An 11,927-nucleotide genomic window follows, 5' to 3' on the forward strand; every position below is an offset into this window, starting at 1 on the left:
TCAGGGCGCGATCCAGGCCAGCGTCGCCATGCGCCCGGTGCGACGGTCGCGCCGGTGCGAATACAGGTCCGGATCGGCCATGGTCGACACCGTGCCGCCATGGACCTGCGCCGGGTCCATGCCCGCCGCCTGCAACCGCTGCCGCGCCAGCGCGAACAGGTCCACCTTCCAATGGCCTGCGCGGGTGGCCACGAACGCCGCCTCGGCGGCCGGATCATGGCCGACGAAGGCGTGGTAGACCTCCTCGCCGATCTCGTAGTCGGCCGGTCCGGCGGCCGGGCCCAGCCAGGCCCGCAGCTGCGCCGGCGGCGTCTGCATGGCGGCCACGGTGGCCTCCAGCATGCCATCGGCCAAGCCACGCCAGCCTGCGTGGGCCGCGCCCACCTCACTGCCATCGGCGGCGGCAAACACCACGGGCAGGCAGTCGGCAGTCAGGATCGCCAGCACCACGCCCGGCACCGAGGTCACTGCGGCATCGGCCACCGGCTCGCTTGCGCCGGGCACCGGCGGCGCGGTGAAGCGCAGCACGGTGCTGCTGTGCACCTGGCGCAGCCAGTGCGGTGTCGAGGGCAGCCCCAGCCCCTGCTGCAGCAGCTGGCGGTTGTGCTCTACGTTGGCTGGGGTATCACCGTCGGCCGCGTGCCGGTTGCCCAGGTTGAACTGCGCGAACGGCGCCGGCGAAATGCCCGCACCGTGCCGACGCGTGGTCAGCGCATTGACGCCCGGCGGCGCCGGCCAGTCCGCCTGCAGCACCGGCAGCACGGCGGCCATCACCAGCGGTCCCGCTCACGCGCGGCGAAGGCTTCGCTGTCTTCGCGCAGCACCTTCATCAGGTGCAGCATGTCCTCCGGCACCGGCGCGGTGTTGCGCACCAGCTCACCAGTGATCGGGTGCGTGAACTCCAGGGTCTCGGCGTGCAGGGCCTGGCGCTTGAAGCCACGCAGCGCGGCCACCAGCTCATCGCTGGCCCCCTTGGGCAGCTTCAGCGCACCGCCGTACAGCGGGTCACCGATGATCGGATGGCGCACATGCGCCATGTGCACGCGGATCTGGTGGGTACGGCCGGTTTCCAGGCGGCACTCCAGCGCGGTGTGCGCACGGAAGCGCTCGCGCAGGCGGTAGTGGGTGATCGCTTCCTTGCCGTCCTCGCGCACCGCCATCTTCAGGCGGTCGCGCGGGTGGCGGTCGATCGGGGCATCGGCGGTACCGCCGGCCACCAGCGCACCCATCACGATGGCCAGGTACTGGCGGTGCACGTCGCGTGCGGCCAGCTGCTCGACCAGCGCGGTCTGCGCTTCCAGGGTCTTGGCCACCACCATCACGCCACTGGTGTCCTTGTCCAGGCGGTGCACGATGCCCGCGCGCGGCAGCACCGCCACCGACGGATCGCGGAACAGCAGGGCGTTGACCAGGGTGCCGCTGTGGTTGCCCGCGCCCGGGTGCACCACCAGGCCGACCGGCTTGTTGATCACCAGCAGGTGCTCGTCCTCGAACAGCACGTCCAGCGGGATGTCCTCCGGCTGGGCGTCGGTCTGGGTTTCCAGTACCACGTTGAGGGTCACCACCTCGCCACCGCGCAGCGGATCGCGCGGGCGCACCTGGGCGCCGTCCAGCAGGACCTCCCCGGCCTTGATCCACTCGGTCAGGCGCGAACGCGAGTATTCGGGGAACAATTCGGCCACCACGGCGTCGAAACGGCGGCCGGCAGCGGTGTCGGGGACGATGGCCTGGCGGGCCGATTCAGAGGGTTGTTCAGACATGGCAGGGGGCATTCTTTGAAATTTTGGGGTCCCGGCGGCCGGTTTCAGTCGCTGGACAGGACACTAGGCTATCATCGACCCTTCGTATTCCAGCCGCGTCCCGCCTTGACCTCATGATCCGACGCTCCTCCATGCTCTCCGCGCCCGTCCGCCTCACCGCCCTGCTGCTGGTGCTGGTCATCGCCGCCACCGGCTGCCACCGTGGCGCCAAGAAGGGCGATCGCCCCGATGAAGGGACGCCGGTCGAACAGTTGTACGAGAAGAGCCACAAGCTGATGCAGGGTGGCAACTGGAGCGGGGCTGAAACCAGCTTCCGCCGCCTCGTGGCCCAGTATCCGTACGGCCCGTATACCGAACAGGCGATGATCGAAACCGCCTACGCGCAGTACAAGGCCGGCAAGCACGACGATGCGGTGTCCAGCATCGACCGCTTCATCCGTACCTACCCGACCCATCGCAACATCGCGTACCTGTACTACCTGCGCGGCCTGGCCAACTCCAACCGCAGTACGGTTTTCCTGCGCCGCGTATGGTCACTGGATGCCAGCCGCCGCGATCTGTCCACGCCGCACCAGGCGTATTCGGACTTCAACATCGTGGTGGACCGTTACCCGAACAGCCGCTACGCCGCCGATGCGCGCCAGCGCATGCTGGAGCTGCGTGACGTGTTCGCCCAGCATGAGCTGGACAACGCCCTGTACTACATGCGCCGCGGCGCCTGGGTCTCGGCCGCCGGCCGCGCCAACTACCTGCTGGAAACCTATCCGCAGAGCGCGTTCCAGTACGATGCCGTCGCCGTCCTGGCCGATTCCTACACCCACCTGGGCAACAAGACCCTGGCCGACGACGCCCGCCGCGTCCTGCAGCTGAACCAGCCGGACCACCCGTGGCTGGAAGGCAAGTGGCCAAAGTATCCGTGGATGATCCGCAAGCTGAACCCGTTCGCTGGCGAAAAGTCCGCCAGCACCGGCCAGCGCAACGCGCGACTGGAAAAGAAGTAAAAGAAGGCCCCGAAAGGGGCCTTTTCTTTGTCGGCAGATCCACGCCATGCGTGGAGGGTTCGCGCGACCATGGACCACGACACTAGGAATTCTACGAATCCCCGGCGGATGCGACGCCGGTCCCAATCGGCGTAGGTGAGGCCCTCCACACTGCGGCGCAACGGCCATCCCGGCCGTGAAGGAGCGCCCATGGCCCCACCACCCCGTCGTTTCCGCCCCCTCGCCTGCCTCCTCGCCACTGCCCTGCTGGCGCTGTCCTCGGGCCCCGTGGCGGCTGCCTCACCCGCACCGGGCGATCTGCTGTCTGCTGCCCCCTATCGCGCGTCATGGGTGCCGTCCAAGGCCGCGCAGGCCTACAAGCTGCACTACCGCACCCCGGATCATCGCGGCCAGCTGGCCGAAGGCACCGGCCTGCTGTACCTGCCCGCCGGCGCGGCGCCTGCAGGCGGCTGGCCGGTGGTGTCCTGGGCACATGGCACCCAGGGCATCGCGGATCGCTGTGCGCCCTCGGTGTCCGGCCCCTACCAACCCGAACGCGACGGCCGCTTCCTCGATCAGTTTCTGGCACAGGGCTATGCGGTGGTTGCTGCGGACTACCAGGGCCTCGGCAGTCCAGGTGACCATGCTTATCTGCATGTGCGCACCGCCGCACGCAATGCCATCGACCTCGTCAAAGCCAGCCGCCAGTATCTGGGCACCGCAACGCTGTCGCCGCGCTGGGTCTCGGTCGGCCATTCGCAGGGTGGTGCCGCCGCGCTCACTGCCGGGCATCTGGCGCCCACCTATGCTGGCCCGTCGCTGCACTACCGCGGCAGCTTCACCACCGGCACGCCCACCGCCGTCGAGCTGACCGCACTGGTGATGAAGCCGGACAACCGCACCGCCAATCCTGGCGCGCTCAACGCGTATCACGCGTATCTGCTCGATGGTCTGTTGCAGGTTGCGCCGCAGATCGACCGCGTCCTCAGCGACACCGGCCGCGCTCGCGTGGCAGTGGCACGCGAGCAGTGCCTGGGCGAACTGGCCACCACGCTGGACGGCGCGGATACCGGCAGCATGTTCACCGCACCGCTGACCAGCGTGCCAGGCATCTGGGCCGTGTTGTACGACTATCTCGGCGTACCGCGCCGCGGTTTCAGCCAACCGCTGATGCTGGGCCACGGCAGCGAGGACCGCGACGTGCCCTATCTGACCACCCTGCTGTATGCCGCAGGCCTGGCGCTGCGCGGCGAGCCGGTCGCGTTCCGGCGCTACCCGGTCGACCATCGCGGCACGCTCGACGCGGCGGCGGCGGATGGCCTGGCGTTCGTACGAGCCCGGCTGGGGGAGGGCCACTTCAACGACGCTGCGGAAACCGCCGGCCTCGAACAGCTGCTCGACGACGCCCGGTAGATCCACGCCATGCGTGGATACGCGGGGTACGGGTTGCCGGCCAGCGGCCGACACTACCAAAGGCAGTAGCTCCACGCCATGCGTGGATGCGCGGGATACGGGTTGCCGGCCAGCGGCCGGCACTACCGGAGGCAGTAGATCCGAGCCATGCGTGGATGCGCGGGGTACGGGTTGCCGGCCAGCGGCCGGCACTACCGGAGGCAGTAGATCCACGCCATGCGTGGATGCGCGGGATACGGGTTGCCGGCCAGCGGCCGGCACTACCAAAGGCAGTAGATCCGCGCCATGCGTGGATGCGCGGCATACGGCGTTGCCGGCCAGCGGCCGGCACTACCTGCCAACGGCTACCTCAACCCTTGTAGCCGTTGCTGATCGGGTAGCGACGCTCACGACCGAAAGCACGGCGCGACACCTTCGGGCCTGGCGCGGCCTGGTGCCGCTTCCACTCGCTGATGCGCACCAGGCGCAGCACGCGGTCGACCACGGCCGCGTCATAACCGGCGGCAACGATCTCCGTGCGCGACTGCTCCTGGTCGATGTAGCGGTACAGGATGCCGTCCAGCACGTCATAGGCCGGCAGCGAGTCCTGGTCCAGCTGGTTCTCGCGCAGTTCGGCCGACGGCGGGCGGCTGATCACCGCCGGCGGGATCACCGGCGCACCGCCCACGGTATTGCGCCACTTGGACAGGCCGAACACCTCGGTCTTGTACAGGTCCTTCAACGGCGCGTAGCCACCGCACATGTCGCCGTAGATGGTGGCGTAACCCACCGCGTACTCGCTCTTGTTGCCGGTGGTCAGCAACAGGCCACCGAACTTGTTGGCCAGCGCCATCAGGATCACGCCACGGCTGCGCGACTGCAGGTTCTCTTCGGTCACGTCCGGCGCAGTGCCTTCGAACATGGGCGCCAGCGATTCCATCAGGCCCTTGAACGCCGGCTCGATCGAGACCGCTTCCAGCTTCACGCCCAGTGCCTGGCACTGCTCGGCGGCCAGGTCGTTGGACATGCCGGCGGTGTAGCGCGACGGCAGGCGCACAGCGGTAACGTTCTCGGCGCCGAGCGCGTCGACCGCCAGCGCCAGTACCAGCGCCGAATCGATGCCACCGGACAGGCCCAGCCAGACCTTCTTGAAACCGTTCTTGCGGCAGTAATCCTGGATGCCACGGGTCACCGCGCGCCAGGCCAGCGCGTCCATGCTCTCGTCGCCGTCGTCCATCCACACGTGCGGCATGAAGCGGCGTGTTTGGCCGTCGTACTCCACCACCAGCCACTGGTCGACGAAGGCGGCGGCGGCGGGGTGCACCGTGCCGTCACCATCGGCCACCACCGAGGCGCCATCAAACACCAGCGCATCCTGGCCACCGACCACATTGAGATAGGCAATCGCTGCCCCGCTCTCGCGGGTGCGTGCGGCCAGCACCGCATCGCGCTGGGCGTGCTTGCCGCGCTCGTACGGCGAGGCATTGGGTACCACCACCAGCTGCGCGCCGGCGCGCACGGTGTCGGCCAGCGGCTCGGCGAACCACAGGTCCTCACAGATCAGCAGGCCCACCGGAATGCCGTTGACCTCGAAGACGCAGCTGCCGCCGTCCGGATCAACATCGAAGTAGCGGCGTTCGTCGAACACGGCGTAATTGGGCAGCTCACGCTTGCGGTAGGTCTGCTCGACCAGGCCATCGCGCAGCACGCTGGCGGCGTTGTAGACCACCGCGCCAGCCGCCTGCGGCCAGCCGACCACCGCGGTGATGCCGCGGCAGGCACCGGCGATGCGCATCATTGCCTGCTCGCACTCGTACAGGAAGCCCGGGCGCAGCAGCAGGTCTTCCGGCGGATAACCGCTCACCGCCAGCTCGGGGAACATCACCAGCTCGGCGCCGTACTCGTCGCGCGCCTGGCCGATCATCTCGATGATGCGCTCGGTGTTGCCGGCGACGTCGCCGACCGGGAAGTCGAACTGCGCCATCGCGATGCGGATCGAAGCCATGGGAATCCAGCCTGTGGTTGCAATGCCGCCATTGTAGCGCTGCGCCATGCGCGCGCCGGGCGCGCTCGCTGCGTGGACAGCCCCGGCTCAGTAGACCCACGCCATGCGTGGATGAGCTTGCCGGGATGGCCAGGGCGCCAGACGCAGAAAGGCCGCCCGGAGGCGGCCTTTCTGTTTTGCAGCAGCCGGTGGGAAGAGCAGTCGACTAACAGTCGACTCTACAATCCCCCGCCCAGCGGTCTTACTTGACCAGCTTGGCGATGGCAGCGCCCAGGTCGCCCGGCGAGCGGACGGTGACAACACCGGCCGCTTCCATGGCGGCGAACTTGCCTTCGGCAGTGCCCTTGCCGCCCGAGGCGATCGCACCGGCGTGGCCCATGCGCTTGCCGGCCGGAGCCGACGCACCGGCGATGAAACCGACGACCGGCTTCTTCACGTGGTTCTTGATGTACTCGGCGCCGGCTTCTTCGGCGTCGCCGCCGATTTCGCCAACCATGATGATGCCTTCGGTCTGCGGGTCTTCGTTGAACAGCTTCAGGCAGTCGACGAAGTTCAGGCCGTTGATCGGGTCACCACCGATGCCGATGCAGGTGGACTGGCCCAGGCCGACTTCGGTGGTCTGCTTGACCGCTTCATAGGTCAGGGTGCCCGAACGCGACACGATGCCGATCTTGCCCGGCTGGTGGATGTGGCCCGGCATGATGCCGATCTTGCACTCACCTGGGGTGATGACGCCCGGGCAGTTCGGCCCGATCAGCACGGTGTCCGGATGCGAACGGGTCAGCACGTTCTTGACGCGCAGCATGTCCAGCACCGGGATGCCTTCGGTGATGCAGACGATGACCTTGATGCCGGCAGCAGCGGCTTCCAGGATCGCGTCAGCCGCGTACGGCGGCGGCACGTAGATGACCGAGGCGTTGGCGCCGGTGCTCTGCACGGCGTCGGCAACGGTGTTGAAGACCGGCAGGTCGATATGGGTGGTGCCACCCTTGCCCGGGGTCACGCCGCCGACAACCTGGGTGCCGTACTCGATCATCTGAGTGGCGTGGAAGGTGCCCTGCTGGCCGGTGAAGCCCTGCACGATCACCTTGGTGTTCTTGTTGATCAAAACAGACATTGGAATTCCTTGGTGTCGGTATCAGGCGGCGTTCTTGACAGCTTCAACGATCTTCTTGGCGCCATCGTTGATGTTGTCAGCCGGGATGATGGCCATGCCGCTGTCACGCAGCAGCTGCTTGCCTTCTTCCACGTTGGTGCCTTCCAGGCGCACCACGACCGGAACCTTGACGCCCACTTCCTTCACGGCGGCGATGATGCCTTCGGCAATCATGTCGCAGCGGACGATGCCGCCGAAGATGTTGACGAAGATGCCTTCGACCTTGTCCGAGGACAGGATCAGCTTGAAGGCTTCGATGACGCGCTGCTTGTTGGCACCGCCGCCCACGTCCAGGAAGTTCGCCGGCTCGCCGCCTTTGAGCTTGATGACGTCCATGGTGGCCATGGCCAGGCCGGCGCCGTTCACCATGCAGCCGATGTTGCCGTCCATGGTGACGTAGTTGATGTCCAGCTCCGAAGCGATCACTTCGGTCGGATCTTCCTGGGTCTTGTCGCGCATGGCGACCAGGGCCTTCTGGCGGAACGCGGCGTTGTCGTCGCTGTCGAACTTGCCGTCCAGCGCGTACAGGTTGCCGTCGTCCAGGATGGCCAGCGGGTTGATTTCAACCAGGGCCAGGTCCTTTTCGTTGAACAGGCGGTACAGGTTCACCATGATGCTGGCGAACTGGCCGGCCTGCTTGGCGGTCAGGCCCAGCTTGAAGCCGAAATCGCGGCCGTGGTAACCCTGCACGCCTTCGACGAAGTCGACGTTCAGCGAGTGGATCAGCTCCGGGGTTTCAGCGGCGACCTGCTCGATCTCCACGCCGCCTTCCGAAGAGGCGATGTAGGTGATGGTCTTGGTGCCACGGTCGACCAGCACCGACAGGTACAGTTCCTTGACGATCTCGCCGGCGGTGGTCACCAGCACCAGGTTGACCGGCAGTTCAACGCCAGCGGTCTGGTAGGTGGCCATCTTGGTGCCGAGCATCTTGGCCGCGGCGGCCTTCACGTCGTCGGTGGTCTTGCAGAACTTGACGCCGCCAGCCTTGCCGCGGCCGCCAGCGTGGATCTGCGCCTTGACCATCCAGGGGCCCTGGCCCAGGGAGTTGGCAGCGGCAACCGCTTCGTCCGGGGTCGCAGCGACCTTGCCGGCCGGGACCGGGATGCCGTACTCGGCAAGCAGTTGTTTTGACTGGTATTCGTGGAAATTCATGCGTCACCGTGGGAATAGGAACGACCGCACGCAATTCCTCAGGGCCCCGGCGGGGCGCCGGCATGGACCGCGGCGGGCCCACTATTGTGGCCGAGCCGGCGCCGGGGCGCAAAGAAGTCTGTACAAAACGCCAGACGCGGGCAGATTTCCACGGTCATTCAGGCAGTTGCACCCGGGCCGGGGCTGGCCACCGGTGTCCGCACCGGGCCAAATGCGCGATCCGGGTCACTTCGGCGGCGCCCGGCCGGGGGCCCTATACTGCCCTTTGCAAACGCGACGTGCCGGCCCGGCTTCAGGGGACGCCGGGCAGGCCCGCCGCAGAATCCAGACCCAGGCAGCCAGAAGGGGAGTTCCGGCGTGTCACCCAGTGCTTCATTGATTGACCGCATCGAATCGATTCCGCGGCGTGAACTGCATTTCTTCGCGCTGTACCGGGTGCTGATCGCTACGGTCATTGCCGCCCTGCTCTACAGCCCGTTGTCGGCCATGGTCGGCGAAGCCCACCACCCGCGGCTGGCCGATGTCGTTGCGGTCATCTACCTGGCCCTGTCGCTGCTGGCCCTGGTGGTCGGCCGCAACGAACGCTGGCTGCGCCCGATCGTGGTCAGTGGCGTGCTGGTGGATATCGTGGCCGCCACCCTGCTGTCGCACGCCCTGCCCGGCGCCAGTGCCGGTATCTCGATGTCGCTGCTGTTCAACATCGCCGCCGCCGCCACCCTGCTGCCGCTCAGCCTGGGGCTGGGCCTGGCGCTGGCCGCCAGCCTGGCCACCGGCGTCGAGTACACCTGGAAGCTGCTGGAAGGCGGCGACCCCACCCGCACCCTCGCCGAACTGGCGATGTTCGCCACCAGCTACCTGGCACTGGCCTTCATCAGCTACCAGGTGGGCAACCGCGCCCGCCGCAACCAGCAGCTGGCCAACCAGCGCGGCGATGAAGTCGCCAACCTGTTCCAGATCAACGAACTGATCATCCGCCGCATGCGCACCGGCGTGCTGGTGGTGGACGCCGACAACCGCATCACCCTGGCCAACGAAGCCGCCTCGATGCTGCTGGGCGATAACGACGGCAACGGCGAAAGCGGGCGCCTGGACCTGGCCAGTGCCGCACCGGAACTGGCGCGCCGGCTGCAGCGCTGGCGCAATGGCTGGGCACAGGACGAACTGCCGCTGCAGCTCAACCCCGACCAGCCGGAAGTGCAGCCGCGCTTTGCCCGCCTGCTGGCCGGCAGCGACCTTGCGCTGGTGTTCCTGGACGATTCCAGCGTGGTCTCGCGCCGCGCCGAATCGCTCACTCTGTCGGCGATGGGCCGCTTCTCGGCCAGCCTGGCGCACGAGATCCGCAATCCGCTGGCGGCGATCAACTATGCCGTGCAGCTGCTCGAGGAAGGCACCGGCTTCAACGAAAGCGACCGCCGCCTGCTGCAGATCATCCGCCAGCAGTGCCAGCGCACCAACGGCATCGTCGAGAGCGTGCTGGGCTTGGCTCGGCGCGAACGCGCCACGCCGGAGAACGTGGACCTGGTCGCCTTCGTGCGCCGCTTCGTGCTGGAGTACAAGCAGGGCCAGACCCTGGAAACCGACAGCATCGAACCGATCATCAGCGACACATCGGTGATGGCCCAGGTCGACGCCAAGCATCTCTACCAGGTGCTGACCGTGCTGGTGCACAACGCACTGAAGTACGGCCGCATCGGCCAGCAGCCTGCACGGGTGCGGCTGCGCGTGGCCCAGCACGAACGCAGCGCGGTGATCGACGTGATGGACCGTGGCCCGGGTATCCCGGAGAGCGTGGCCGCGCAGCTGTTCCGGCCCTTCTTCACCACGTCCGAGCATGGCACGGGACTGGGCCTGTACATCGCGCGCGAGCTGTGCAGGGCCAACCAGGCCCGCCTGGACTACATCGCGGTGCCGGCCGGTGGCTCCTGCTTCCGCCTGGTGCTGCCCGGTCCACATACGCTGCTGCCGAGCTGATCCCCATTCTGTGCGTCAAACATTTGTCGCTTCCAGCCCCCTCGTTTATCTTTCACGCCCATGAATGAAACCCGCAGCGCCCTCGTCGTCGACGACGAACGCGACATCCGCGAACTGCTGGTGCTGACCCTCGGCCGCATGGGGCTGCGCATCAGTACCGCCGCCAACCTGGCCGAGGCACGTGAGCTGCTGGCCAGCAATCCGTACGACCTGTGCATCACCGACATGCGCCTGCCCGATGGCAACGGCATCGAACTGGTCAGCGAGATCGCCCAGCACTACCCGCGCACGCCGGTGGCGATGATCACCGCATTCGGCAGCATGGATCTCGCCGTGGAGGCACTGAAGGCCGGTGCGTTCGATTTCGTCAGCAAGCCGGTGGACATCTCGGTGCTGCGCGGACTGGTCAAGCACGCGCTGGAACTCAACAACGCCGAGCGCCCCGCACCGGGCCCCAACGCCGAACAGGGCGGGCGCCTGCTGGGCCACTCGCAGGCCATGGATGTGCTGCGCACCACCATCGGCAAGGTCGCGCGCAGCCAGGCGCCGGTCTACATCCTCGGCGAGTCGGGCGTCGGCAAGGAGCTGGTTGCACGCACCATCCATGCCCAGGGCGCGCGCGCGGCCGGCCCGTTCGTGCCGGTCAACTGCGGTGCCATTCCCGGCGAGCTGATGGAGAGCGAATTCTTCGGCCATCGCAAGGGCAGTTTCAGCGGCGCGCACGCCGACAAGCCCGGCCTGTTCCAGGCTGCGCACGGCGGCACCCTGTTCCTGGACGAAGTGGCTGAACTGCCGCTGCAGATGCAGGTGAAGCTGCTGCGCGCGATCCAGGAAAAGTCGGTGCGCGCGGTGGGCGCGGCCAACGAGGAGCCGGTGGATGTCCGCATCCTCTCGGCCACCCACAAGGACCTGGCCGAGCTGGTCGAGGACGGGCGCTTCCGCCACGACCTGTACTACCGCATCAACGTGATCGAACTGAAGGTGCCACCACTGCGCGAACGCCGCCAGGACCTGCCCGAACTGGCCGCCGCCGTGCTGGCCCGCCTGGCCCGCAGCCACGGCCGCGCCACCCCGCTGCTGGCGCCATCGGCGTTGGAAGCACTGGCGCAGTACGCGTTCCCGGGCAATGTGCGCGAGCTGGAGAACATCCTGGAACGTGCGCTGGCCCTGGCCGAGGAAGACTGCATCGGCGCCGATGACCTGCGCCTGCCGCAGCACGCGCCGCGTGCACCCGGCAGTGCCGCGCCCGCCGAAGCCGTGGCCGACCTGCAGCCGGGCAGCGCCGCCCTGCCCTCCTACATCGAGCAGCTCGAGCGCAGCGCCATCCAGCGTGCGCTGGAAGAGAACCGCTGGAACAAGACCCGTACCGCCGCGCAGCTGGGCATCACCTTCCGTGCGCTGCGCTACAAGCTGAAGAAGCTGGGGATGGAGTAAACCCGGGGTCGGATCCCTTTTCAAAGGAAAGGGCTCTGACCCGGCGCGTACCACCGACCTGGCAGTGCCGGCCGCTG

At 67.6% G+C, this 11,927-nt stretch carries 9 protein-coding genes; 4 read left to right on the plus strand and 5 right to left on the minus strand.

What is annotated here, in order from left to right; all coding sequences use genetic code 11:
- Both pgeF and rluD read right to left on the minus strand, forming a co-directional pair.
- Positions 1-771, minus strand: coding sequence for a peptidoglycan editing factor PgeF (gene pgeF, locus CKW06_RS18625; protein WP_024956779.1), 771 nt, complete (start codon positions 769-771; stop codon positions 1-3).
- A complete protein-coding gene (gene rluD / locus CKW06_RS18630) occupies positions 771-1,760 on the minus strand; it encodes a 23S rRNA pseudouridine(1911/1915/1917) synthase RluD (protein WP_005410789.1) in 990 nt (329 codons plus the stop codon). The genes pgeF and rluD overlap by 1 nt, the downstream gene beginning before the upstream one ends.
- Before the next feature lie 113 nt (positions 1,761-1,873).
- On the opposite strand from rluD, the gene CKW06_RS18635 reads away from it, so the two are divergent.
- Positions 1,874-2,761: an outer membrane protein assembly factor BamD gene (locus tag CKW06_RS18635; RefSeq protein WP_024956778.1), complete on the plus strand. Its 888-nt coding sequence runs from the start codon at positions 1,874-1,876 to the stop codon at positions 2,759-2,761.
- Between the two features lie 189 nt (positions 2,762-2,950).
- Entirely contained in the window at positions 2,951-4,153 is a 1,203-nt protein-coding gene (locus tag CKW06_RS18640; protein WP_024956777.1) for a lipase family protein, read from the plus strand.
- A 349-nt stretch (positions 4,154-4,502) separates the two neighbouring features.
- Here CKW06_RS18640 and CKW06_RS18645 read toward each other — a convergent pair whose 3' ends face one another.
- The 3 genes from CKW06_RS18645 to sucC all read right to left on the minus strand — a co-directional run bounded on the left by CKW06_RS18645 (position 4,503) and on the right by sucC (position 8,445).
- Entirely contained in the window at positions 4,503-6,137 is a 1,635-nt protein-coding gene (locus tag CKW06_RS18645; RefSeq protein ID WP_024956776.1) for an NAD+ synthase, read from the minus strand.
- A gap of 241 nt (positions 6,138-6,378) precedes the next feature.
- Positions 6,379-7,254, minus strand: coding sequence for a succinate--CoA ligase subunit alpha (sucD, locus tag CKW06_RS18650; protein WP_005410793.1), 876 nt, complete (start codon positions 7,252-7,254; stop codon positions 6,379-6,381).
- Positions 7,255-7,275: 21 nt separating this feature from the next.
- Positions 7,276-8,445, minus strand: coding sequence for an ADP-forming succinate--CoA ligase subunit beta (gene sucC, locus CKW06_RS18655; protein ID WP_024956775.1), 1,170 nt, complete (start codon positions 8,443-8,445; stop codon positions 7,276-7,278).
- Positions 8,446-8,802: 357 nt separating this feature from the next.
- On the opposite strand from sucC, the gene CKW06_RS18660 reads away from it, so the two are divergent.
- Both CKW06_RS18660 and CKW06_RS18665 read left to right on the plus strand, forming a co-directional pair.
- A complete protein-coding gene (locus CKW06_RS18660) occupies positions 8,803-10,416 on the plus strand; it encodes a sensor histidine kinase (RefSeq protein ID WP_024956774.1) in 1,614 nt (537 codons plus the stop codon).
- A gap of 60 nt (positions 10,417-10,476) precedes the next feature.
- Entirely contained in the window at positions 10,477-11,850 is a 1,374-nt protein-coding gene (locus tag CKW06_RS18665) for a sigma-54-dependent transcriptional regulator (RefSeq protein WP_005410795.1), read from the plus strand.
- Positions 11,851-11,927 lie beyond the last annotated feature (77 nt).

The organism is Stenotrophomonas maltophilia (assembly GCF_900186865.1).
Classification (GTDB): domain Bacteria; phylum Pseudomonadota; class Gammaproteobacteria; order Xanthomonadales; family Xanthomonadaceae; genus Stenotrophomonas; species Stenotrophomonas maltophilia.

Coding starts and splice junctions, on each gene's coding strand:
- pgeF (WP_024956779.1), bottom strand. CDS start 771: ATGGCCGCCGTGCTGCCGGTGCTGCAGGCGGACTGGCCGGCGCCGCCG.
- rluD (WP_005410789.1), bottom strand. CDS start 1,760: ATGTCTGAACAACCCTCTGAATCGGCCCGCCAGGCCATCGTCCCCGAC.
- CKW06_RS18635 (WP_024956778.1), top strand. CDS start 1,874: ATGATCCGACGCTCCTCCATGCTCTCCGCGCCCGTCCGCCTCACCGCC.
- CKW06_RS18640 (WP_024956777.1), top strand. CDS start 2,951: ATGGCCCCACCACCCCGTCGTTTCCGCCCCCTCGCCTGCCTCCTCGCC.
- CKW06_RS18645 (WP_024956776.1), bottom strand. CDS start 6,137: ATGGCTTCGATCCGCATCGCGATGGCGCAGTTCGACTTCCCGGTCGGC.
- sucD (WP_005410793.1), bottom strand. CDS start 7,254: ATGTCTGTTTTGATCAACAAGAACACCAAGGTGATCGTGCAGGGCTTC.
- sucC (WP_024956775.1), bottom strand. CDS start 8,445: ATGAATTTCCACGAATACCAGTCAAAACAACTGCTTGCCGAGTACGGC.
- CKW06_RS18665 (WP_005410795.1), top strand. CDS start 10,477: ATGAATGAAACCCGCAGCGCCCTCGTCGTCGACGACGAACGCGACATC.